The 24,147-nt window shown below is 54.8% G+C and carries 22 protein-coding genes; 21 read left to right on the forward strand and 1 reads right to left on the reverse strand.

Annotated features, from left to right (window positions below; translation table 11 throughout):
- Window positions 1-135 precede the first annotated feature (135 nt).
- The 9 genes from N685_RS0105690 to N685_RS0105730 all read left to right on the forward strand — a co-directional run bounded on the left by N685_RS0105690 (window position 136) and on the right by N685_RS0105730 (window position 11,911).
- Window positions 136-1,314 (forward strand): acetyl-CoA C-acetyltransferase, encoded by a 1,179-nt coding sequence (locus N685_RS0105690; protein ID WP_031406602.1) that lies wholly within the window; start codon window positions 136-138, stop codon window positions 1,312-1,314.
- Between the two features lie 114 nt (window positions 1,315-1,428).
- Window positions 1,429-1,632 carry a hypothetical protein gene (locus N685_RS18890; protein WP_071880162.1) on the forward strand — a complete coding sequence of 68 codons (204 nt, stop codon included), beginning with the start codon at window positions 1,429-1,431 and terminating at the stop codon, window positions 1,630-1,632.
- A 12-nt stretch (window positions 1,633-1,644) separates the two neighbouring features.
- Entirely contained in the window at window positions 1,645-2,496 is an 852-nt protein-coding gene (locus N685_RS0105695) for a 3-hydroxybutyryl-CoA dehydrogenase (protein ID WP_031406603.1), read from the forward strand.
- Window positions 2,497-2,597: 101 nt separating this feature from the next.
- A complete protein-coding gene (locus N685_RS0105700; protein ID WP_031406605.1) occupies window positions 2,598-3,731 on the forward strand; it encodes an acyl-CoA dehydrogenase in 1,134 nt (377 codons plus the stop codon).
- 299 nt (window positions 3,732-4,030) lie between these two features.
- Window positions 4,031-5,173: an acyl-CoA dehydrogenase gene (locus tag N685_RS0105705; protein ID WP_031406607.1), complete on the forward strand. Its 1,143-nt coding sequence runs from the start codon at window positions 4,031-4,033 to the stop codon at window positions 5,171-5,173.
- Between the two features lie 129 nt (window positions 5,174-5,302).
- The gene (locus N685_RS0105710) at window positions 5,303-5,935 is read left to right on the forward strand and encodes a TetR/AcrR family transcriptional regulator (protein WP_011232859.1); all 633 of its coding nucleotides are present in this window, start codon (window positions 5,303-5,305) and stop codon (window positions 5,933-5,935) included.
- Window positions 5,936-5,951: 16 nt separating this feature from the next.
- Complete coding sequence (icmF, locus tag N685_RS0105715; RefSeq protein ID WP_031406611.1) at window positions 5,952-9,212, forward strand: fused isobutyryl-CoA mutase/GTPase IcmF; 3,261 nt, start codon at window positions 5,952-5,954, stop codon at window positions 9,210-9,212.
- A 385-nt stretch (window positions 9,213-9,597) separates the two neighbouring features.
- Window positions 9,598-10,155 carry a DNA-directed RNA polymerase subunit delta gene (rpoE, locus tag N685_RS0105725; protein ID WP_031406614.1) on the forward strand — a complete coding sequence of 186 codons (558 nt, stop codon included), beginning with the start codon at window positions 9,598-9,600 and terminating at the stop codon, window positions 10,153-10,155.
- A 160-nt stretch (window positions 10,156-10,315) separates the two neighbouring features.
- On the forward strand, window positions 10,316-11,911 hold the full coding sequence (locus tag N685_RS0105730; protein WP_031406616.1) for a CTP synthase: 1,596 nt from the start codon (window positions 10,316-10,318) through the stop codon (window positions 11,909-11,911).
- A 151-nt stretch (window positions 11,912-12,062) separates the two neighbouring features.
- Here N685_RS0105730 and N685_RS0105735 read toward each other — a convergent pair whose 3' ends face one another.
- Window positions 12,063-12,584 (reverse strand): DUF2529 domain-containing protein, encoded by a 522-nt coding sequence (locus tag N685_RS0105735; protein ID WP_031406617.1) that lies wholly within the window; start codon window positions 12,582-12,584, stop codon window positions 12,063-12,065.
- A gap of 123 nt (window positions 12,585-12,707) precedes the next feature.
- Here N685_RS0105735 and N685_RS0105740 point away from each other — a divergent pair, with 123 nt between their 5' ends.
- The 12 genes from N685_RS0105740 to spoIIR all read left to right on the forward strand — a co-directional run bounded on the left by N685_RS0105740 (window position 12,708) and on the right by spoIIR (window position 24,039).
- Window positions 12,708-13,070, forward strand: a complete 363-nt coding sequence (locus tag N685_RS0105740) for a response regulator (protein WP_031406619.1) — start codon at window positions 12,708-12,710, stop codon at window positions 13,068-13,070.
- A 405-nt stretch (window positions 13,071-13,475) separates the two neighbouring features.
- Window positions 13,476-14,339 carry a class II fructose-bisphosphate aldolase gene (locus N685_RS0105750; protein WP_011232853.1) on the forward strand — a complete coding sequence of 288 codons (864 nt, stop codon included), beginning with the start codon at window positions 13,476-13,478 and terminating at the stop codon, window positions 14,337-14,339.
- A gap of 78 nt (window positions 14,340-14,417) precedes the next feature.
- Window positions 14,418-15,059 (forward strand): fructose-6-phosphate aldolase, encoded by a 642-nt coding sequence (gene fsa / locus N685_RS0105755; RefSeq protein WP_031406622.1) that lies wholly within the window; start codon window positions 14,418-14,420, stop codon window positions 15,057-15,059.
- Window positions 15,060-15,191: 132 nt separating this feature from the next.
- A complete protein-coding gene (locus N685_RS0105760) occupies window positions 15,192-16,478 on the forward strand; it encodes a UDP-N-acetylglucosamine 1-carboxyvinyltransferase (protein ID WP_031406624.1) in 1,287 nt (428 codons plus the stop codon).
- Window positions 16,479-16,512: 34 nt separating this feature from the next.
- Window positions 16,513-17,475, forward strand: a complete 963-nt coding sequence (glpX, locus tag N685_RS0105765; RefSeq protein WP_031406626.1) for a class II fructose-bisphosphatase — start codon at window positions 16,513-16,515, stop codon at window positions 17,473-17,475.
- Between the two features lie 301 nt (window positions 17,476-17,776).
- On the forward strand, window positions 17,777-19,051 hold the full coding sequence (gene rho / locus N685_RS0105775) for a transcription termination factor Rho (protein WP_013146620.1): 1,275 nt from the start codon (window positions 17,777-17,779) through the stop codon (window positions 19,049-19,051).
- A 257-nt stretch (window positions 19,052-19,308) separates the two neighbouring features.
- Window positions 19,309-19,509, forward strand: coding sequence for a 50S ribosomal protein L31 (gene rpmE, locus N685_RS0105780; RefSeq protein ID WP_031406629.1), 201 nt, complete (start codon window positions 19,309-19,311; stop codon window positions 19,507-19,509).
- A 163-nt stretch (window positions 19,510-19,672) separates the two neighbouring features.
- The gene (locus tag N685_RS0105785) at window positions 19,673-20,296 is read left to right on the forward strand and encodes a thymidine kinase (RefSeq protein ID WP_031406631.1); all 624 of its coding nucleotides are present in this window, start codon (window positions 19,673-19,675) and stop codon (window positions 20,294-20,296) included.
- 342 nt (window positions 20,297-20,638) lie between these two features.
- Complete coding sequence (locus N685_RS0105790; protein ID WP_031406632.1) at window positions 20,639-21,079, forward strand: hypothetical protein; 441 nt, start codon at window positions 20,639-20,641, stop codon at window positions 21,077-21,079.
- A gap of 95 nt (window positions 21,080-21,174) precedes the next feature.
- On the forward strand, window positions 21,175-22,251 hold the full coding sequence (prfA, locus tag N685_RS0105795; RefSeq protein WP_031406635.1) for a peptide chain release factor 1: 1,077 nt from the start codon (window positions 21,175-21,177) through the stop codon (window positions 22,249-22,251).
- Window positions 22,241-23,122, forward strand: a complete 882-nt coding sequence (prmC, locus tag N685_RS0105800) for a peptide chain release factor N(5)-glutamine methyltransferase (RefSeq protein WP_031406638.1) — start codon at window positions 22,241-22,243, stop codon at window positions 23,120-23,122. The genes prfA and prmC overlap by 11 nt, the downstream gene beginning before the upstream one ends.
- A gap of 59 nt (window positions 23,123-23,181) precedes the next feature.
- Complete coding sequence (spoIIR, locus tag N685_RS0105805; protein ID WP_031406640.1) at window positions 23,182-24,039, forward strand: stage II sporulation protein R; 858 nt, start codon at window positions 23,182-23,184, stop codon at window positions 24,037-24,039.
- The last annotated feature ends 108 nt before the right edge of the window (window positions 24,040-24,147 follow it).

Below are 24,147 nucleotides of genomic sequence, written 5' to 3' on the forward strand. Positions count from 1 at the left end.
TATTTTTTAAAATAGTGAATAAGAGTAGAGGAGAGGGTGTACCGTTGTACACCTTCTCTTTCGCACCGCTATCGAGCGAGCGTTCAGTCTGTGTTTTGTAATCGCTTTCTTATCCAATGAAAAGGGGAGAGGAAGATGGGGAAAACAGTGATTGTCAGCGGGGCGCGCACCCCGTTCGGAAAATTCGGCGGTTCTTTGCAAGCGCTGTCAGCGCCGGAGCTCGGCGGCATTGCCGTGAAAGAAGCGTTGGCCCGCGCGGACGTGAGCGCAGAACAAGTCGATCATGTCATTTTAGGCACGGTCCTGCAAGGGGGGCAAGGCCAGCTCCCATCGCGGCAGGCGATGCGCCATGCCGGCATTCCGTGGCATGTTCGCACCGAGACGGTGAACAAAGTATGCGCTTCCGGCATGCGCGCCGTGACGCTTGCCGATCAGCTCATCCGCTTAGGCGATGCCGATATCGTTGTCGCCGGCGGAATGGAATCGATGAGCAACGCCCCCTATGTACTCCCGAAAGCGCGCTGGGGGCTGCGAATGGGCGACAGCACGGTGAAAGATTTAATGGTGTATGACGGCCTCACGTGCAGCTTCACCGGCGTTCATATGGGCGTCTACGGCGGGAATACGGCGAAAGAGCTCGGCATTACGAGAGAGGCGCAAGACGAGTGGGCGTACCGCAGCCATATGCGGGCCATTGCCGCCATCGAAGCCGGTCGGCTTGCGGAAGAAATCGTTCCGGTGACGATTCCGCAGCGCAAAGGGGAGCCGCTTGTCGTCGAACGCGACGAGGCGCCGCGCAAAGACACGTCGCTTGAAGCATTGGCGAAACTGTCGCCGGTGTTTGACCCGGAAGGCACAATCACCGCCGGCAACGCCCCGGGCGTCAACGACGGCGCCGCCGCGCTCGTGTTGATGAGCGAAGAGCGCGCCGCCCGCGAGGGGCTCAAGCCGCTCGCGACGGTCGTCGCCCATACCGCCATCGCCGTTGAGGCGAAAGATTTCCCGAAGACGCCGGGACTTGTGATCAACGAGCTGCTCCGCAAAACAGGAAAAACAGTCGATGACATCGCCTTGTTTGAAGTGAACGAAGCGTTTGCCGCTGTCGCATTGGCGGCCATTCAAATCGCTGGACTTGATCCGGAAAAGGTGAACGTCAACGGCGGCGCTGTTGCTCTCGGCCATCCGATCGGCGCGAGCGGTGCGCGCATCATCCTCACGCTCATTTACGAACTGAAACGCCGCGGCGGCGGCCTCGGCATTGCGGCCATCTGCAGCGGCGGCGGCCAAGGCGACGCCATCTTGGTTGAGGTGTAACGAGTGGGCGGCGGGCACGCGGCATTCGACCGACCGCCTTCCCGCGTCGCGCCAAGGCATAGGACGCGGCGTGCCACCGTCTGCCTCAAGCGTTGCGGCACGAGGCATCGCGCCATGGTGCCGCATGCCTACGCTGTCGCTGTCGCAGCGCGCGGCACGTTGCTTGTTCTCTCTTTCACTGCCGCAGCAGCCGCTGCCTCAGCGGTTGACAGCAGGAATTGTTGTGATGACGATGCAACGACCGGTTGCCGTTGGCTGATGGCGGCGGTGAGGCATAGAAGTTTAAGCGCAGAACCGGAAACGCAAAGCGGACGATAGGAGGAATAGAAGATGGATGTGAAAACAATCATGGTCGTCGGCGCCGGCCAAATGGGATCGGGCATCGCCCAAGTGTGTGCTGTCGCTGGCTATGAGGTGCTGCTCTATGATATTAGCAGCGCTCAATTGGATAAAGGAATGGCCAATATCCAAAAACTCCTTGCCCGCCAAGTGGAGAAAGGCAAAATGGCCGCTGAGGACAAGGACGCGGCGCTTTCGCGGCTTGTCCGCTCGACGGATCTGCATGACGCTGAGAAGGCGGATCTCGTCATTGAAGCAGTCGTCGAAAACATGGACGTGAAAACGAAGCTGTTTGCCGAACTGGATGAAATCGCCCGCCCGGAAACGATTTTGGCGTCGAACACGTCGTCGCTGCCGATTACGGAAATCGCCGCCGCGACGAAACGGCCGGAAAAAGTGATCGGCATGCACTTTATGAACCCGGTGCCGGTGATGAAGCTCGTCGAAATTATCCGCGGATTGGCGACAGCTGATGAGGTGTATGAAACGATCGAAGCCGTTGCCCGCAAGCTCGGCAAAGTGCCGGTCGAAGTGAACGACTTCCCAGGGTTTATTTCCAACCGCGTCCTCATGCCGATGATCAACGAAGCGATTTACGCCTTGTACGAAGGGGTGGCGACCAAAGAAGCGATCGATGAAGTGATGAAGCTTGGCATGAACCACCCGATGGGTCCGCTGACGCTCGCTGATTTTATCGGGCTCGATACATGCTTATACATTATGGAAACGCTTCATGAGGGGTTCGGCGATGACAAATACCGCCCATGCCCGCTCTTGCGCAAATATGTGAAAGCTGGCTGGCTCGGCCGCAAAACAGGGCGGGGATTCTATACGTACGACTGACACGCCGCTTCTGAAATCGGCGCTTCAAACCGCTGTTGGAAAGCATGAGCAGCCGGCGCTCTGGCAGCATGGATGAGCAACAAGATAAAAGGGGGATTCCCATGGAATTTCGGTTTACGGAAGAACAAGAGATGATGCGGCAAATGGTGCGTGAGTTCGCCGCGGCGGAGATCGCCCCGTTTGTCGAGCGCATGGAACAAGGGGAGTTTCCGCGCCCGATTTTAGCAAAAATGGCCGAACTCGGCCTAATGGGCATCACTGTCCCGGAGCAATATGGCGGCGCAGGTATGGACTTTATTTCGTACATCATTGCCATTCATGAAATTTCCAAAGTGAGCCCGACCGTCGGCGTCATCTTATCGGTGCACACGTCGGTCGGCACGAATCCGATCTTGTATTTTGGCACCGAAGAGCAAAAACAAACATACGTGACAAAGCTGGCCCGAGGGGAGTATCTGGGGGCGTTTTGCCTCACGGAACCGAGCGCTGGCTCGGACGCGAAAAGCTTGAAGACAAAAGCGGTGCGCCGCGGCAATCGTTATATCCTGAATGGTTCAAAAATTTTCATCACCAACGGTGGGGAGGCGGATACGTACATCGTCTTCGCCCGCACGAATCCGGAAGAAGCTGGAAGCCGCGGCATTTCCGCGTTCATTGTGGAAAAAGGGACGCCAGGGATGTCGATCGGCAAAGACGAAAAGAAAATGGGGCTGCACGGATCGCGGACGGTGACCATCACATTTGAAGATGCCGAAGTGCCGGCGGAAAACTTGCTCGGTCAGGAAGGGGAAGGATTTAAAATCGCGATGGCCAACCTTGACGTCGGTCGGATCGGCATCGCTGCCCAAGCGCTCGGCATCGCGGAAGCCGCGGTCGAACATGCCGTTGCCTACGCGAAAGAGCGGGTGCAGTTTGGCAAACCGATCATCGAGCAGCAAGGGGTCGCTTTCAAGCTTGCTGATATGGCGACGGCGGCAGAAGCGGCGAAATGGCTCGTCTACCGCGCCGCTTGGTTGCGCGCGCAAGGGCTGCCGTGCGGAAAAGAGGCGTCGATGGCGAAGCTCTTCGCTTCACAAACAGCGATGAACAATGCCATCGAGGCGGTGCAAATTTTCGGCGGCAACGGCTACACGAAAGACTACCCGGTCGAGAGATTGTTCCGTGACGCGAAAATTACGCAAATTTACGAAGGAACGAGCGAAATTCAGCGCATTGTCATCAGCAAACATTTGTAACTATCCTGAAAATACCCGAATTCCAAAATGCGTAAAGTTCTAGCATTCAACATAAGGACATTTTCGTCCTTCCGATGGTGACGAAAAAATGTTTCGTCATGGAAGTCTATATAGGCATGTTGATGAACCAATCCAAACGAGATGAGAAGGCTCTGTCTTTTGCTGCGTTTTGTGGTGCATCCGGAGCGATCCTATTCTCTTTTCCAAACAACGATTCGTTGTCTGTCTCTGGAAAACGGTGATCACGCTGGCACGGGAGACGAGGATTTCGGATATATAGAAAACGGGGGAATGAAACGATGAACTTTCGATTGAGCGAAGAACATGAAATGCTGCGAAAAATGGTGCGCGAATTTGCCGAAAACGAAGTAGCGCCGACTGCCGCTGAGCGTGACGAAGAGGAGCGGTTTGACCGCGGCATTTTCAACAAAATGGCTGAACTCGGTTTAACAGGCATTCCGTGGCCGGAAGAATACGGCGGCATTGGCAGCGATTATTTGGCCTATGTCATCGCGGTTGAGGAGCTGTCGCGCGTCTGCGCCTCGACCGGGGTGACGCTCTCCGCGCATATATCGCTCGCCAGCTGGCCGATTTACAAGTTCGGCAACGAAGAACAAAAGCAAAAGTATTTGCGCGCCTTAGCGACTGGGGAAAAACTCGGGGCATACGCCCTGTCCGAGCCGGGTGCGGGGTCGGATGTCGCCTCGATGAAAACGCGTGCGGTAAAAGACGGGGATCATTACGTCTTAAACGGTTCAAAAGTATGGATCACCAACGGCGGTGAAGCGGAAATTTACGTCGTGTTTGCCGTCACCGATCCGGAAAAGCGGCATAAAGGGATCAGCGCCTTTATCGTGGAAAAAGGAACGCCGGGCTTTTCATTCGGCAAAAAGGAAAAGAAACTCGGCATTCGTTCGTCGCCGACGACGGAACTCATTTTTGAAGACTGCCGCATTCCGAAAGAAAACTTGCTCGGTCAAGAAGGAGAAGGGTTTAAAATCGCCATGATGACGCTTGATGGCGGCCGCAACGGCATCGCCGCCCAAGCGGTCGGCATTGCCCAGGGCGCGCTGGATGCGGCGGTGGACTATGCGAAACAGCGCGTCCAGTTCGGCAAACCGATCATCGAGCAGCAAGGGGTCGCCTTCAAGCTCGCTGACATGGCGACGTCCATTGAAGCAGCGCGGCTCTTGACCTATCAGGCGGCATGGTTGGAGTCGAACGGATTGCCGTACGGCAAAGCATCCGCCATGGCGAAACTGTTTGCCGGCGACACGGCGATGAAAGTGACGGTCGAGGCGGTGCAAATCTTTGGCGGCAACGGCTACACGAAAGACTATCCGGTCGAGCGGTTTATGCGTGACGCGAAGATTACGCAAATTTACGAAGGAACGCAAGAAATCCAACGCCTTGTCATTTCGCGCATGTTGGCGCGCGATTGAAGCATTGCGCGTCATTTCAATGGTTTTGGAGCTGAACAGTGGCTCGTTGCTTCGGCGAAGGGCGCACGGATAGGCATGGGGCGGGGCGGCGCCCCGCCGTCAAATGGGAATGGGGGAGAGACAACGAACATGAAAAAACGGGAAGTGATTGCATCGGTCAAGGACGAAAAGCTCGTGAAAAAACGGCGCAACGAAATGATCAAAGGCGCCATTTCCTTGTTTAAACAAAAAGGCTTTCACCAAACAACGACAAGGGAGATCGCCAAAGCATCCGGCTTCAGCATCGGCACGCTGTACGAGTACATCCGCAAGAAAGAAGACGTCCTCTATCTCGTGTGCGACCGCATTTACGACGAGGTGCGGGAGCGGACGGAGCAAGACCTCGGAGCCCACCACGGCACGATCGAAGGGCTGAGGCGCGCCATTGCCCACTATTTCCGTGTCGTGGATGAACTGGATGATGAAGTGCTTGTCATGTACCAAGAAGTGAAAGCGCTAAGCAAAGAATCGCTGCCGTACGTGTTGAATAAAGAACTCGATATGGCGGCGATTTTTGAACATATTTTGCGCGCATGCGTTGAGAGCGGAGCGCTGCAGCTTTCTGAAAGTGAAATCCGTCTGTTCGCCCACAACATCGTCGTTCTTGGACAAATGTGGGCGTTCCGACGCTGGGTGCTGCGGAAAATGTATACGCTCGATGAATATATCGAACTGCAGACGGAGTTTTTGCTAAAGGGGATTATGGAGAAACAGCGAGTGTAAAAGGGGGAGAGACACAATGGCGCACATTTACCGTCCGAAGCATCACGTCCGCTTTGTGACCGCATCGAGCTTGTTTGACGGCCATGACGCCTCGATCAACATTATGCGTCGTATTTTGCAGGCGAGCGGCGCCGAGGTCATCCATTTAGGCCATAACCGCTCGGTGGAGGAAATCGTCAATGCCGCCATTCAGGAAGATGTCCAAGGTATTGCCGTCTCCTCGTATCAAGGCGGGCATATGGAATTTTTTAAATACATGTACGATCTGCTCCAAGAGCGGGAAGCGCCTCACATCCGCATTTACGGAGGCGGGGGCGGTGTCATCATCCCGCGCGAAATCAAAGAGCTGCACGAATATGGCATCGCCCGCATTTTCTCGCCGGAAGACGGCCGACGCCTCGGCTTGCAAGGGATGATCAACGTCATGCTTGAAGAGTGCGATTTTCCGACTGTGACGACGGTGACCGATGAACTGGAGCGGCTTCCGTCCGGCGATGTGCAGGCGATCGCCCGTCTCATCACGCTGTGCGAATATCGCGCTGAGGCGGAAAACAAAGAGGCGGCCGCGGCGGCGGAAGCCGCCATTGAACAAGTGAAGGCGCTCGAGAAGCGCGTTCCGGTGCTCGGCATCACCGGCACAGGCGGGGCGGGGAAAAGCTCGCTCACCGATGAGCTCGTCCGCCGCTTTTTAAACGAAATTCCCGATATCAAAATCGCGATCTTATCCGTGGACCCGACGAAGCAAAAAACGGGCGGGGCGCTGTTGGGCGACCGCATCCGGATGAATGCGATCAACTCGCCGCGCGTGTACATGAGAAGCTTGGCGACGCGCCATTCCCGCACGGAACTGTCGCCGGCGATTCGCGATGCGATTTCTGTTGTCAAAGCGGCCGGATTTGATCTTGTCATCATTGAAACGAGCGGGATCGGCCAAGGCGACGCCGCCATTACCGAAGTGTGCGACGTGTCGATGTACGTCATGACAAGCGAGTTCGGCGCGCCGACGCAGCTTGAGAAGATCGACATGATCGATTATGCGGATTTGATCGTCATTAACAAATTTGAACGTAAAGGGTCAGAAGACGCAAAACGGCAAGTGCAAAAACAATATCAGCGCAGCCATCAGCTGTTTGACCGCGATGTTTCGGAAATGCCGGTGTACGGCACGATCGCCAGCCAGTTTAACGATCCCGGCACGAATACGCTCTTTGTCGCGCTCGTTGACACGATTAACCGGAAAACAGGGACGAACTGGAAGACCAACTTGAAAACGGTTGCCAATGTCGAAAAGCATAATGTCATCATCCCGAACGAGCGCCGCTACTATTTGCGTGAAATCGCGGAAACGGTCCGCTCGTACCACCGTCGCGCCGAGCAGCAAGTCGAAGTGGCAAGACGCCTGTTCCAAATTGAAGGGGCCATCGAAGCGGCGAAGGAACGGGGCGAAGCGGAAGACGTCATCCGCGCGCTCGAGACGCTGAAAGCCGATTATGAGGCCAAGTTGACGCCTGAATCGAAGCGCATTTTGGCGACATGGGAAGAAACGAAAGCGAAATATGCGGCAAAACAATTTGTCACGAAAGTGCGCGACAAAGAAATTGTCACCGAACTGACGACGAAAACGTTGTCCGGTTTGGACATTCCGAAAGTCGTCTTGCCGAAATTCAAAGACTACGGGGAGATTTTGCGCTGGGTGTATAAAGAAAACGTCCCGGGTTCGTTTCCGTATACGGCCGGCGTCTTCCCGTTCAAGCGCCAGGGCGAAGATCCGAAACGGCAATTTGCCGGCGAAGGGACGCCGGAGCGCACGAACCGCCGCTTCCATTACTTGTGCAAAGAAGACAAGGCGAAGCGGCTCAGCACGGCGTTTGACTCGGTGACGCTCTACGGCGAAGACCCCGACTACCGGCCGGACATTTTTGGCAAAATCGGAGAAAGCGGTGTCAGCGTCTGTACGCTTGATGATATGAAAAAGCTGTACAAAGGGTTTGATTTGTGCGACCCGCTTACCTCGGTGTCGATGACGATCAACGGCCCGGCTCCGATTTTGCTGGCGATGTTTATGAATACGGCGATCGACCAGCAAGTCGAGAAAAAAGAAGCCGAGCTCGGCCGCCCGCTTACGCCGGAAGAGTACGAACAAGTGAAGGAATGGACGCTGCAAACGGTGCGCGGCACGGTGCAAGCCGATATTTTGAAGGAAGACCAAGGGCAAAACACGTGCATTTTTTCAACCGACTTTGCCTTGAAGATGATGGGCGACATTCAAGAATATTTCATTAAGCACCGCGTCCGCAACTATTACTCGGTGTCGATTTCCGGCTACCATATCGCCGAGGCGGGGGCGAACCCGATCACGCAGCTGGCGTTTACGCTTGCCAACGGCTTTACCTACGTCGAGTATTACTTGAGCCGCGGCATGCACATTGACGATTTCGCGCCGAACTTGTCATTTTTCTTCAGCAACGGCCTTGATCCGGAATACTCGGTCATCGGCCGCGTGGCGCGCCGCATTTGGGCGGTCGTGATGCGCGAAAAATATGGGGCAAATGAACGAAGCCAAAAATTGAAATACCATATCCAAACGTCCGGCCGTTCGCTGCACGCGCAGGAGATTGACTTCAACGACATTCGCACGACCTTGCAGGCCCTTCTGGCAATTTATGACAACTGCAACTCGCTGCATACGAATGCCTATGACGAAGCGATCACCACACCGACCGAAGAGTCGGTCCGTCGGGCGATGGCGATCCAACTGATTATCACGAAAGAGTTCGGCCTGACGAAAAACGAAAACCCGCTGCAAGGCTCATTCATTATTGAGGAGCTCACCGACTTGGTCGAAGAAGCGGTGTTGCAAGAGTTTGAACGGCTCAACGACCGCGGCGGTGTGCTCGGAGCGATGGAAATGCAGTATCAGCGCGGCAAAATCCAAGACGAATCCCTTTACTATGAAACGAAGAAACATAGCGGCGAACTGCCGATCATCGGCGTCAACACGTTCTTGAACCCGAATCCGCCGTCAGAAGAGGAGCTGAACAACATCCAGCTCGCCCGGGCGACGTATGAAGAAAAAGAGACGCAAATCCGCAACTTGCGCGAATTCCAAGAACGGAACAAAGACAAAGCCGGCCCGGCGCTCGAACGGCTGAAGCAAGTGGCGACAAGCGGCGGCAACATTTTCGAGGAATTGATGGAAACGGTGAAAGTCGCCAGCCTTGGACAAATCACCCGCGCCTTGTACGAAGTCGGTGGACAATATCGACGGAATATGTAATTCAAGGGCGTTTCACCGTGTTCGGCTTTCGTCGGGCGGCCTCGATCACAATGAATCACGACCCGTTGCACGTTAGCAGGTCGGTAGAACGATCGGCAGCAGCTGTTGGCATGCCGGCCCGCCGGAAGCGAAACGAGCGGAACGCGGATGGGGCCAAAAGATCAAGACGAATGGGCTTCGTACGGAAAAAGCGAAGCGGTGTGACCAAACAGATGCGGACGCAACGAATATGTCGGAAGGAGGGCTGTCCTCACCGCAGGGTTGCCCTCTTTTGCTTTTTTCGGCAAATGGGTAGCATAAACCCCGACAATTTGTTTATAATGAATGGTATGTATTCCACACTTGCATTCATTGGTTTCATTATTATAGAAGGGGAGTGCTGAACTTGAGCCTGCAGCAGCAATACTCGCCGGAGGAATTGCAGGAGATGTCGTTCGTCGAGCTGGCGAACCTCATTTTGCTTGAGAAGCGGGAGGCGTTGCCGTTCGATCAACTCGTCCGTGAAGCCGCAGCGCTGGCCGGCATATCCGAAGAAGAGATGGAGGCGAGGCTTGCTCAATATTACACGGATTTAAACATCGATGGCCGGTTTATTTGCGTCGGGGAGAACGTCTGGGGGCTGCGCACATGGTATCCGTTCGATCAGACGGAAGACGAGACGGTGACGATCATCAAGCCGAAGAAGAAGAAAAAAGCGCTTGACGATGAATACGATGAATACGATGAGCTGCTTGAAGATGAAGATCTCGATTACGACGATTTGGATGAATATGATGAGGAAGAGCTCGAGCTTGATGAAGATGATCTCTTGGAAGATGAAGAATTCGATTTGGATGAAGATGTCGCGTTTGACGATGACATTCTCGGCGATGAAGAGTTTGAGCTGGACGACGCACCGCTCGATGAAGAACTTGATCTCGAAGAGCCGGAGGAAGACGAATAACCGCTTGACTTTGCCAAAGGAACCCGGTACAATGTGTGTTGGGCTCTTGAAAATGAACAAATCGATCGCTCCCTTACGTACGGTAAGCGGAGCGTTTTTTATTTGCGCCTTTCGCAAACACTGAAACTGTTACCGCAAATTCGGCAAGGGGGAAGACAAAATGACGAAATACATTTTTGTGACCGGCGGTGTTGTTTCCTCGCTCGGGAAAGGGATTACGGCGGCTTCGCTCGGCCGCTTGTTGAAAAACCGCGGATTGAACGTGACGATCCAAAAGTTTGACCCGTACATTAACGTCGACCCGGGCACGATGAGCCCGTACCAGCATGGCGAGGTGTTCGTCACCGATGACGGTGCGGAGACAGACTTGGATTTAGGGCATTATGAGCGGTTTATCGATATTAATTTGAACAAATATAGCAACGTCACCACTGGGAAAATTTATTCCGCCGTCATCCGCAAAGAGCGCCGCGGCGATTACCTAGGCGGCACGGTGCAAGTCATCCCACACATTACGAACGAAATTAAGGAGCGTGTCTTTCGCGCCGGAAGAGAGACGAACGCGGATGTCGTCATCACGGAAATTGGCGGCACGGTCGGCGATATTGAATCGCTTCCTTTTTTAGAAGCGATCCGCCAAATCAAAAGCGACGTCGGCCGCGAAAACGTCATGTACATCCACTGCACGCTCGTGCCGTACATCAAGGCGGCTGGGGAAATGAAAACGAAGCCGACGCAGCACAGCGTGAAAGAATTGCGCAGCCTCGGCATTCAGCCGAACGTCATCGTCGTGCGCACGGAAATGCCGATGTCACAGGAAATGAAAGAGAAAATCGCCTTGTTTTGCGACATCGATCCGAAAGCGGTCATCGAGGCGCGCGACGCCGACACGCTGTATGCCGTTCCGCTTATGCTTCAAGAACAAAAGCTGGATCAAATCGTGTGCGAACATTTGCGCCTCAACTGCCGCGAAGCGGATATGACCGAATGGAAAGCGCTCGTCGAGAAAGTGCGCAACTTATCGAAAACGACGAAAATCGCTTTGGTCGGCAAATACGTCGAGCTTCCGGACGCCTATATTTCTGTTGTTGAGGCGCTCCGTCATGCGGGGTATGCGTTTGACACCGACATTGATATTCAGTGGATCAATGCTGAGCATGTGACGCGGGACAATGTGGCCGATCTGTTGAAAGAAGCGGACGGCATTTTGGTTCCGGGCGGGTTTGGCGATCGCGGGGTCGAAGGGAAAATTGAGGCGATTCGCTACGCCCGCGAGCAGCGCGTGCCGTTTTTAGGCATTTGCTTAGGAATGCAGCTCGCCTCGATTGAATTTGCCCGCCATGTCGTCGGCCTGAAAGGCGCCCATTCGTCCGAGTTTGACCCGAATACACCGCATCCGATCATCGACTTGCTTCCGGAGCAGAAGGATGTCGAAGATTTAGGCGGCACGCTCCGCCTCGGCTTGTATCCGTGCAAGCTGCAGGAAGGGACGCTCGCTTACGCCGCCTACGGCGATGAAGTCATTTACGAGCGCCATCGCCATCGGTACGAATTCAACAACCAATACCGGCCGATCATGGAAGAGCATGGCTTCGTTTTTTCCGGCACGAGCCCGGACGGACGGTTGGTTGAAGTGATCGAACTCAAGGATCATCCGTGGTTCGTCGCCGCTCAATTCCATCCGGAATTCACCTCGCGCCCGACGCGGCCGCAGCCGCTGTTCCGCGAATTTGTCAGAGCGTCGCTGAAACAGTGACGAAAAAGGAGCTGTCCCAAAAAGCCACCGAACGGCCTTTTGGGTTCAGCTCCCTTTCTTTTTTTCAAGCACGATGCTCGTTGACTTAGGCGCGGCTTCTCTTCCCTTTTTCCTTCAGCCGGCGGGAGAGCGCTCATTTGGATGGCGGCCGTTACTCATATTCCGATAAAATTTCATCGAGCAACACGCGCAGCCCGTAGTAGACGAAGGAAGCGGTGATGATCGTCGGCATGCCGATGCGGCGGCCATCTTCGGTCGGCACGAGCGGGCGGGAAAGTTTGCTGTCGATAAAGACGGTGGCTATATCGGCCAGTCCGGGTTCATCCTTGACGAGCGCCGCGACGGCCACTGCATCGACGCCGTGTGCCTGCAGCTGTTCGACGAGGCGAATGGCCTCAGGATCATTGGAAAAGCGGGCAAAGAGAAGCGCGCGATCCGTTTCCTGCCAGTCATCGGTTGCCGTCGGTTCAAGCCGTTTGGCTTTCGGCAACGGATCAGGGCCAAAAAGCGCGGCGGCGGCGACCGCATCGAGTTCACCGATGCCATACAGCCAAATGCGCCCATCGCCGATAGCAGCCTGGGCAAGCAGACGCGCCCCGTCTTCGAGCGCCAGCTCTTCGTCCGCAGCGATTTTTTGCAACAGTCCGATCGTTTGCGTCGTTAAAATTTTCACGGTTCGGCCTCCTTTCGCCGCTATTATACAAAATCGGCAAACAACAAGAAAAGCAAGCAGGAAATGGGTTTGCCAAATGCGAAACATTAATAGGGAGAAAACAGAGAATAGAGGTGCATAAAGGTGGGAAACAAAATTTTAATTGTCGATGATCAATATGGTATTCGCATTTTGCTCAACGAAGTGTTTCAGCGTGAAGGATATGTGACCTATCAAGCCGCCAACGGCATGCAGGCGCTCGAAATCGCCCGCAAACACTGCCCTGATCTTGTGCTTCTTGATATGAAAATTCCTGGCATGGACGGCATTGAAATTTTAAAACGGTTGAAAGACATTGATCCGGATATTAAGGTGATCATCATGACTGCCTACGGGGAGCTCGATATGATTCAAGAAACGAAAGAGCTCGGGGCGCTTATGCATTTTGCCAAGCCCTTTGATATTGACGATTTGCGCGCTGCCGTCAAAAAATACATTACTGCCTAGAAGGCCGGTGAAAAACGATTATTTTTGTTCAATCGATGGAAGTTCATCGGGAGGAAAGAGCCAATTTGATCAGGTTTCTTAACTTGAGAAGGGAGGCTGTTGAGCTGCTTTTTGATTACATCACCCGTCTTCTAGACAGCGCCATCGATGAGCGGCTTTCCTTTGGCAAAGAAAGTGCATCGATGAACATTTGGTGACACTGTCGTCTTTAGGAGGTTGTGAACGCTCTCCCACCAATGCTCACGCGTGGAAGTGGGGATCCTCTCGGTTCGGGATGATACAAGGGGGAAATGTTGCCGTTTTGCCGGCAAGTTGGTATGCTTATAGCGTAGAGAGATTTTGCGCCTGTGGACCCAGTCACCGCCAAGGCGACAAAGACGACGATCAGCTAAGGAGGATGTAACCATGCCGTTAGTATCGATGAAAGAGATGTTGAACGAGGCGTTGCGCGGCAAATATGCGGTCGGCCAATTCAACATTAACAACCTGGAATGGACGCAAGCGATTTTAGCGGCGGCTGAGGAGGAAAAATCGCCGGTCATTCTCGGCGTCTCCGAAGGGGCGGCTCGCTATATGAGCGGATTCAAAACCGTCGTCAACATGGTCAAAGGCTTAATGGAAGACATGAACATCACCGTTCCGGTCGCCATCCATCTCGACCATGGATCGAGCTTTGAAAAATGCAAAGCGGCGATTGACGCCGGGTTCACCTCGGTTATGATTGACGCCTCCCACCATCCATTTGAAGAAAACGTCCGCATCACCTCGCAAGTCGTTGAATATGCTCATGCGCGCGGCGTTTCGGTCGAAGCGGAGCTCGGCATCGTCGGCGGGCAGGAAGATGACGTCGTCGGCGAAGGAATTATTTATGCCGACCCGAAAGAGTGTGAAGAGCTTGTGAAACGGACAGGCGTCGACTGTCTCGCTCCGGCGCTCGGTTCCGTGCATGGTCCGTATAAAGGAGAGCCGAAGCTTGGGTTTGCTGAAATGGAGCAAATCCGCGACTTAACCGGCGTTCCGCTTGTACTCCACGGCGGCACCGGCATTCCGACCGAACAAATTCAACGCGCGATCTCCCTTGGCACATCGAAAATCAACGTCAATACGGAAAACCAAATGGCGTTTACCAAGGTCGTTCGCGAGCTGCTCGCCAAAGACCCGAACGTCTATGATCCGCGCAAAATCATCGGCCCGGGCCGCGATGCCATCAAAGCGACGGTCATTGGCAAAATGCGCGAGTTCGGCTCGTCCGGAAAAGCGGCGCGATGAATCGGTTTCGCGTGGCGGCGTTTGGCCGCCGCACGGCCGTTTTTGCATATACAATGGATAAACAAGGGAGGGTCAACTGTGAAATTTTTCATCGATACTGCCAACTTGGAAGAAATCAAACACGCCCATGAACTTGGCATTTTGGCCGGTGTCACGACCAACCCAAGCCTCGTGGCGAAAGAAAACGTATCGTTCCATGAGCGGTTGCGCGAAATTACGTCGATTGTGTCCGGTTCGGTCAGTGCGGAAGTCATTTCGACCGACGCCGCCGGCATGATTGCGGAAGGCGAAGAGCTGGCAAAAATTGCTCCGAACATTACGATCAAAGTGCCGATGACGCCGGAAGGCTTAAAAGCAGTCAAGGCGTTTAGCGAAAAAGGAATTAAAACCAACGTGACGCTCGTGTTCACCGCCAATCAGGCGCTTTTGGCCGCACGCGCCGGCGCGACGTACGTCTCCCCGTTCCTCGGGCGCCTCGATGACATCGGCCATAACGGTTTAGAGCTCATTTCCACGATCGCCGAGATTTTCAACATTCATGGCATTGAAACGGAAATCATCGCCGCTTCGATCCGCCATCCGCACCATGTGACGGAAGCGGCGTTGCGCGGAGCTCACATCGCCACGGTGCCGTACAAAGTGCTGATGCAGTTGTTCCACCATCCGCTTACGGATCAAGGAATCGAGAAGTTTCTCGCCGACTGGAATCGGCAAAAATGAAAGTAAGCTGTTTGCCTCTTGGGTAGAGCGGGCTCGCCTTGCTGCGTTCAGGTCGGAAGTGATGAGCCCGCCCGGCCTTGCTTTTTCATCCCAGGGGTGAAGCCAACTTCCGAGCAAAGAAGGGAGACAACGATGGATAAAATCAAAATGATCGGCGGAGATCGGCTGCGGGGAACGATTAAAGTGAGCGGCGCGAAAAACAGCGCGGTCGCGTTGATTCCCGCAGCGATTTTGGCCGATTCGCCGGTGACGATCGAGGGGTTGCCAGACATTTCCGACGTGCACATTTTAGGAAGCTTGATCGAAGAAATCGGCGGCTCGTTTTCGTTTGACGGCAAAGAGGCGGTCATCGACCCGACGAATATGGTATCCATGCCGCTTCCGAATGGGAAGGTGAAAAAGCTGCGCGCCTCCTATTATTTGATGGGGGCGATGCTGGGCCGCTTCAAAAAAGCGGTTGTCGGTTTGCCGGGCGGCTGTCATCTCGGGCCGCGCCCGATTGACCAGCATATCAAAGGGTTTGAGGCGCTGGGCGCCACCGTAACGAACGAGCAGGGCGCCATTTATTTGCGCGCTGAGGAGCTGCGCGGAGCCCGCATTTTTTTGGACGTCGTCAGCGTCGGCGCGACGATCAACATCATGCTGGCGGCGGTGCGCGCCAAAGGGCGAACGATTATCGAAAACGCGGCGAAAGAGCCGGAAATCATCGATGTAGCGACCTTGCTTTCGAACATGGGCGCCAAAATCAAAGGGGCCGGCACCGATGTGATTCGCATTGACGGCGTCGAAACATTATCGGGCTGCCGCCATGCCATCATTCCAGACCGGATCGAGGCTGGGACGTACATGATCGCCGCTGCTGCCACTGGCGGCGAGGTCGTCGTCGACAACGTCATCCCGCAGCACGTCGAATCGCTGACGGCGAAACTGCGCGAAATGGGGGTGCGCGTGGAGACGGGGGAAGATCAAATTCTCGTCTGCGGCACTGATGTTTTGAAAGCGGTTGACGTCAAGACGCTCGTCTATCCGGGCTTTCCAACCGATCTGCAGCAGCCGTTTACCGCGCTGCTGACAAAGGCCAACGGGACAAGCGTCGTCACCGACACGATTTACAGCGCTCGTTTTAAGCATGTCGATGAATTGCGGCGCATGAACGCCAATGTGAAAGTCGAAGGCCGCTCAGCCATCGTCACCGGCCCTGTCAAACTGCAAGGGGCGAAAGTGAAGGCGAGCGATTTGCGCGCCGGGGCGGCGCTTGTCATCGCCGGACTGATGGCCGACGGGGTGACGGAGATCACCGGCGTCGAGCATATCGACCGCGGATACAGCAACCTCGTCGAAAAACTGTCCGACATCGGCGCCACCATTTGGCGCGAAAAAATGACCGATGAAGAAATCGAGCAAGTGAAAAACGCGTAACGTTGAGTCGACAAAGGGGAAGGGGAGAGCAGCGATGGAACGAAGCTTATCGATGGAACTCGTGCGCGTCACCGAAGCGGCGGCGCTTGCCGCCGCCCGCTGGATGGGGCGCGGGAAAAAGAATGAGGCCGATGACGCTGCGACATCGGCGATGCGCGACGTGTTTGACACCGTGCCGATGAAAGGCACTGTCGTCATTGGAGAAGGAGAAATGGACGAAGCGCCGATGCTGTATATCGGTGAAAAGCTTGGCAACGGCTACGGCCCGCGCGTCGATGTCGCTGTCGACCCGCTTGAAGGGACGAACATCGTCGCATCAGGGGGATGGAATGCCTTGGCGGTCGTTGCGGTTGCTGACCATGGCCATCTTCTTCATGCGCCGGACATGTACATGGAGAAAATCGCCGTCGGGCCGGAAGCGGTCGGGATGATTGACATTGAGGCGCCGATCATCGACAATTTAAAGGCGGTGGCGAAGGCGAAAAACAAAGACATTGAAGACGTCGTCGCGGTTGTCCTCAACCGTCCGCGTCACGAGCGGCTCATTCACGAGCTGCGCGAAGCCGGCGCCCGCATTAAGCTCATCAATGACGGCGATGTCGCCGCCGCCATTAACACGGCGTTCGACCATACCGGCGTCGACATTTTGTTCGGATCGGGCGGCGCGCCGGAAGGAGTGCTCGCGGCGGTCGCGTTGAAATGCCTTGGCGGTGAGCTGCAAGGAAAACTCTTGCCGCAAAATGACGAGGAAATCGAGCGGTGCAAAAAAATGGGCATCGATGTCAACAAAGTGTTGCGCATGGACGATTTAGTGAAAGGAGACGACGCGATTTTTGCCGCCACCGGCGTCACGGACGGTGAGTTGCTGCGCGGTGTCCGGCTGAAAGGGGCGTACGGCCTCACCCACTCCGTCGTCATGCGCGCGAAGTCTGGCACGGTCCGCTTTATCGAAGGACGGCACAGCCTGAAGAAAAAACCGAACTTAGTCATCAAATGATTCAATGCCGGCGGCATGGCCGCCGAACAACGCAGTGCAGCGAATGATTTCCCGCCATTCGGCCGGGCGCCAAAGCCGCGCCTGGCGCGGGAAAATAAAAAAAGATTGATTAAAAAGAGGAGAAAAGGGTAAAATAGTCGTGTTACTTGTGCAAAAATAAGCTCTGCCATTCTACTTCCTTTTTCATTTGATCAGCCTTCATCATCTTCGAAATGAATCCCTTCGCCTGTCGAATTGATGACCAATACGTCCGAATGCGAACGATGGGAGAACAGGAAAATTTGCAAAGTGTGGTGTCAAGATGGAATTAACGTTAGCAGCATTAGAAAACATGAAATTGAAGGAGCTATATGAGCTCGCCAGACAATACAAAATTTCATACTACAGCAAGTTGACGAAAAAGGAGCTTATTTTTGCCATTTTGAAAGCGCGTGCCGAACAAGACGGCCTCTTTTTCATGGAAGGCATCCTCGAAATCATTCCGTCGGAAGGATTCGGCTTTTTGCGCCCGATCAACTATTCCCCGAGCTCGGAAGACATTTACATTTCCGCTTCCCAAATCCGCCGCTTTGATTTGCGCAACGGGGATAAAGTATCCGGCAAAGTGCGGCCGCCGAAAGAAAATGAACGCTACTTCGGCTTGCTTCATGTCGAAGCGGTCAACGGCGAAGACCCGGAAGTCGCCAAGGAGCGCGTTCATTTTCCAGCATTGACGCCGCTTTATCCGAATCGGCAAATGAAGCTCGAAACAACGCCGGACAAGCTTTCGACCCGCATCATCGACTTGATCGCTCCGGTCGGCTTTGGCCAGCGCGGGTTGATCGTCGCGCCGCCGAAAGCTGGCAAGACAATGCTGCTGAAGGAAATTGCCAACAGCATCACCACAAACCACCCCGATGTCGAGTTGATCGTCTTGCTCATTGACGAACGGCCGGAAGAAGTGACTGACATCGAGCGATCGGTGCAGGGCGATGTCGTCAGCTCGACGTTTGATGAGGTGCCGGAAAACCATATTAAAGTGGCCGAGCTTGTCTTAGAGCGGGCGATGCGGTTAGTCGAGCATAAGCGCGACGTCGTCATTTTAATGGACAGCATCACCCGTCTCGCCCGGGCGTACAACTTAGTCATTCCGCCGAGTGGACGCACGCTCTCGGGCGGGATCGATCCAGCAGCGTTTCATCGCCCAAAGCGGTTTTTCGGCGCGGCGCGCAACATCGAAGAAGGCGGCAGTTTGACGATTTTGGCGACCGCCCTCATTGATACCGGCTCGCGCATGGATGACGTCATTTATGAAGAGTTTAAAGGCACAGGCAATATGGAGCTCCACCTCGACCGCTCGCTCGCCGAGCGCCGCATTTTCCCGGCGATTGACATCCGCCGCTCAGGAACGCGCAAAGAGGAGCTGCTCATCCCGAAAGAACATTTGGAAAAGCTGTGGGCGATCCGCAAAACGATGGCCGATTCGCCGGACTTTATCGAGCGGTTTTTGAACAAATTGCGCCGGACGAAGTCAAACGAAGAGTTTTTCGCCTTGCTCGATCAGGAGTGGAAACAGGGCGGCCCGCTCCGCCTGTAGGTCGTTGGCGGAATTTGCCGCGAGTCCCCCGTTGCAAACCGACAGAAAAGCTGTTATAATCTTAACATGTGTGTTTTGGCTATCGCCTTTCTGTTTGTGCGATCCGTGATTTGCACCGGCCGGGCTCGCTTCGTTGGAGCCCCGGCTGTTCCATGCGCTGCGCCTTGCCGAATGGGCGGGCGCGCATAAGCATGAAGCATTCCATGCTACGAATCACTCTGTTTCGATAAGATACAGGGCGGAAGGAGATGAAAACGATGAAACAAGGCATCCATCCAGAGTACAAAAAAGTCATCGTCCGTTGCGCATGCGGCAACGAATTCGAAAGCGGTTCGGTCAAAGACGAACTGCGCGTGGAGATTTGCTCGGAATGCCATCCGTTCTTCACGGGCAAACAAAAATTTGTTACGGCAGCGGGCCGCGTGGATAAATTCAATAAAAAATACGGCCTTCAGTAACAAGGACGTGACGAAAGCAGGCAAGCGACACTTGCCTGCTTTTTCGTGAGAGCAGATGGAAGGCCGGTTGCTTATAAGGCTGATCCCGCTGATCGTCGCGATGGCAGACGGCAAGGAGCGGCCGATGGTTTGAGGACAGTGTTGTGTGAAAGGAGAGGCCCCGATGTACGTGATGACGCAGTCCGGCTGGCTTGAGGTCATTTGTGGATGCATGTTTTCCGGCAAATCAGAAGAATTGATTCGCCGCGTCCGCCGCGCTCAGTTTGCCAAGCAGGAAGTGAAAGTGTTCAAACCGACGATCGACAATCGTTATAGCGAAGACGCAGTCGTGTCGCACAACGGCAATTCGGTGATCGCCATTCCGGTCGCGACGCCGGCAGAGATGTTCCGCTACATTTCCGCCGCCACCGACGTCGTCGCCATCGATGAAGTACAGTTTTTTTCCGATGACATCATCGATGTGGTGCAAACGCTCGCTGATTGCGGCTACCGCGTCATCGCCGCTGGGCTTGACCAAGATTTTCGCGGCGAACCGTTTGGCCCCGTGCCGGCGCTGATGGCGATCGCTGAGTCGGTGACAAAGCTGCAGGCCGTATGCACGGTTTGCGGTTCGCCGGCCAGCCGGACGCAGCGGCTTATTAACGGCGCGCCCGCTTCGTACAACGATCCGGTGATTCTCGTCGGCGCCAGCGAGGCGTACGAACCTCGCTGCCGCCATCACCACGAAGTGCCTGGCAAACCGAAAAAGCGATACAACCGCCCGCTTGCTGGACATACAGGTGAGTGATGGGGAGGCGGCCACTGATGTGGTTTGGCCGCTTTCATCGGCACAGTGGCGAAGCACAGCCATAGTTGATGGAAACGGCGCATATTCGTATGTTTCGCCGACCGAGCAGGGTGGACGCGGCGCCATCACCCTGGCCCTCGCCCGTCTCGTGCGTCCCTCCGCTATGGGAGGAAGAAGCATTTGGCATGCGGCTCGTTCATCATTGGTCGTTCGCTTGACCAGGCTGCTCCTTTTTGCTCGTTCGCCGCAAAATAGATGAATGATGGCAGAAAGATTTATGGCTTGCCGTGTATCATGGACGGGCGATCATGGACATCCTAACAGCTAAGGAGGCGAAAAAGGATGAGACGCATCTGGCTGTTAGGAATAACCTTACTGCTTTCGGCCTGTTCGTTGAATCCGGATCATCCGTCCTACCGCCAGCAAAGCGAGGACAAAAACGGCGCGCGGCTGATGACGGACGGGCGTCCGAAAATCGACGCTGACCGCGACTTGTACAACAACTTCGACGATCCGGAAAAGGTACGGCAAAATCCGAATTTTATCAGCTTGACCGAAGGAAGCGAAAATCAGCGTGCCGATACGCGCAAGGCAGCGCAACTCATTGAGCGGTACACCGATTACCACGCCGACTCAATCTGGTTTCGCGGCGGCAATATGTATGTGACAGTCGATGCACCGGAAGAGCTGTCTGACGAGGAGCGGCAGCGCGAGGCGCAACGCCTTGACAAGCTGCTGACAAAAGCGATCCCAACATACGAGATCATCGTGCGTGTCAACTGAGAGCTCCCGCTTGACCAAAGCGGGGGTTTTTGTTTGGCTTCATTTCATGCTATAATCTAAAATTAGACTGTGTGGGAAAAACAGAGGTGAATGATGTGTTTGATCGGTTGGAAGCTGTAGAGCAACGGTATGAAAAGCTCAATGAACTGTTGATGGACCCCGACGTCATCAACGATCCGAAAAAGTTGCGCGATTATTCGAAAGAGCAGGCGGATTTGGAAGAAACGGTGCAAACATATCGCGAATACAAATCCGTTCGCGAGCAGTTGGCTGAAGCGAAAGCGATGCTCGAAGAAAAGCTGGAACCCGAGCTGCGCGAGATGGTGAAAGAGGAGATCAGCGAGCTGGAAGAACGGGAAGAGGCGCTCGTTGAAAAGCTGAAAGTGTTGCTTTTGCCGAAAGACCCGAACGATGAGAAAAACGTCATCATGGAAATCCGCGCGGCCGCCGGTGGCGAAGAGGCGGCGCTGTTTGCCGGCGACTTGTACCGGATGTATACGCGCTATGCGGAATCGCAAGGGTGGAAGACGGAAGTGATCGAAGCGAGCCCGACCGGCCTCGGCGGCTATAAAGAAATCATTTTTATGATCAACGGCAAAGGGGCGTATTCAAAGCTGAAGTTTGAAAACGGCGCGCACCGCGTCCAGCGCGTCCCGGAAACAGAGTCAGGCGGGCGCATCCATACGTCGACGGCGACGGTCGCCTGCCTGCCGGAGATGGAAGAAATCGAAGTCGAAATCAATGAAAAAGACATTCGCGTCGACACGTTCGCCTCCAGCGGACCGGGTGGGCAAAGCGTCAACACGACGATGTCGGCCGTGCGCCTCACCCATATTCCGACCGGCATTGTCGTCACGTGCCAAGACGAAAAATCGCAAATCAAAAACAAAGAAAAAGCGATGAAAGTATTGCGCGCCCGCATTTACGACAAATACCAGCAAGAAGCGCGCGCTGAATACGACCAAACGCGCAAGCAAGCGGTCGGCACCGGCGATCGTTCTGAACGCATTCGCACGTACAACTTCCCGCAAAACCGCGTCACCGACCACCGCATCGGACTGACGATCCAAAAGCTCGATCAAGTGCTCGATGGGCATTTGGATGAAATCATCGAGGCGCTCATTTTGGACGACCAAGCGAAAAAATTGGAGCAAGCAAACGATGCGTCGTAACGTACATGAAGTCCTCGCCTGGGCTTCTTCTTTTTTGCGCGCCCACGGAAAAGAGGAGCGGGCGGCGGAGTGGTTATTGTGCCACCATTTGCGCACCGATCGGGCCGGGCTGTTCGCCCGTTGGCGCGAGCCGGTCGAGGAAGCGGTGTACGAACGGTTCGCGGCCGATGTGCGCCGCCATGCGGTGGACCATGTGCCGATTCAATATTTGATCGGCTATGAATCGTTTTACGGCCGGTTGTTCCTTGTCAATCGCCATGTGTTAATCCCGCGCCCGGAAACGGAAGAACTGGTGCTTGGCGTCCTAAAGCGGGTGCCGCGCCTATTTGCCGGTCGGAAGCGGATCGATGTCGTTGACGTCGGCACTGGCAGCGGGGCGATCGCCGTGACATTGGCGCTGGAGAACAAAGCGTTGTCGGTGACCGCAACCGATATTTCCGAAGCGGCGCTCGCGGTCGCTCGTGAAAACGCCCGGCGGCTTGGGGCGAACGTTTCATTTTTGTGCGGCGACTTGTTGCAGCCGATCATTGCCATGGGGCGGACGGTCGATGTCGTCGTTTCCAATCCGCCTTACATTCCAGAGACGGACGCCGCTATGCTTTCCCCGGTGGTGAGAGACTACGAACCGCACACGGCCCTTTTCGGCGGCCGCGATGGGCTCGATTTTTACCGCCGCTTCGCCCGCGAACTGCCGCTTGTGCTCGGCGAGCCGGCGCTTGCCGCTTTTGAAGTCGGCGCCGGGCAGGGAGAGGCGGTCGCAGAGCTCTTGGCCGCAACGTTTCCAGAATCCGAAGTGGAAGTCGATTTTGACCTCAACGGCAAAGACCGGATGGTGTACATGACGCGGCCGAGAAACGGGAAAAAGTGTTAGATTGATAGGTTTAAAAACGATCGGCGCCGTCCACAATGAAAGGTGAAAGGACGGTGCCGATGATGACCATCAAAGGAAATGTGATTGCGATATGTTTATATATCATTCTATTAACGACAGGCGTACTCGTCGAGCTGTACGGCCACAAGACGGACGCCGGGGCGAACGCGGCGGTCGCCATTCCTGATGAGGCGATACGCCTGCGCATTTTAGCTAACAGCGACGCTGCTGAAGACCAACAATTGAAGCGAAAAGTGCGTGATGCGGTCAATGCGCAAATCAACGGCTGGGTGGCCGAACTCACTTCGTTTGAGGAAGCAAAGCGCGTCATCCGCTCTCACCTACCGGACATTGAGCAGACGGTCGCCCGCGTGTTGCGCAATGAACAAAGCGACCAAACATATAAAGTGGAGTTTGGCCCGGTTCATTTTCCGACAAAAGTGTACGGCAACTACGTGTATCCGGCTGGCACCTATGAGGCTGTGCTCATTACGCTTGGAGAAGGAAAAGGAGCAAACTGGTGGTGCGTCTTGTTCCCGCCGCTTTGTTTTCTCGATTTTTCCAACAGCGATGCCGTAATGATGGCGGCGAATCAATCGTCTGCAGGAACGAATGAACCGGCGTCGGCTGAGAGCGTCCGGTCAATGGAGGACGGGGCGAAGCAAAACAGCGAGCCAACTGAAGCGGAAGCTGAGGCGATGCGAAGCGGTGAGCGGGCCATTGAGCCGGATGAAACGAAAGAGGAGAGGGCTGCAATGGAGGGAACCGAAGATCGCGCCGCTTCTTCCGCCCATGCGGAGGGCGAGAAGGACAAAGAGCACGCTGATGATCAGGAATCGTCCTTCGTCGTCATGGCTGAGCAGCCGGTGGAAGTAAAATTTTTCTTCAAAGAGTGGCTCAGCCATCTTATTCCATGAGTGCTATCCACAAAATTATCCACAAAAATAACAAGTTTATTCACAATCTGTGCATAACTGTGGAAAGACGTCAGTCAACGATCTGACGCTTGTGAACAAAGCCGCCAT

Origin of the sequence: Geobacillus vulcani PSS1, from assembly GCF_000733845.1 — a bacterium.
Taxonomy (GTDB): domain Bacteria; phylum Bacillota; class Bacilli; order Bacillales; family Anoxybacillaceae; genus Geobacillus; species Geobacillus vulcani.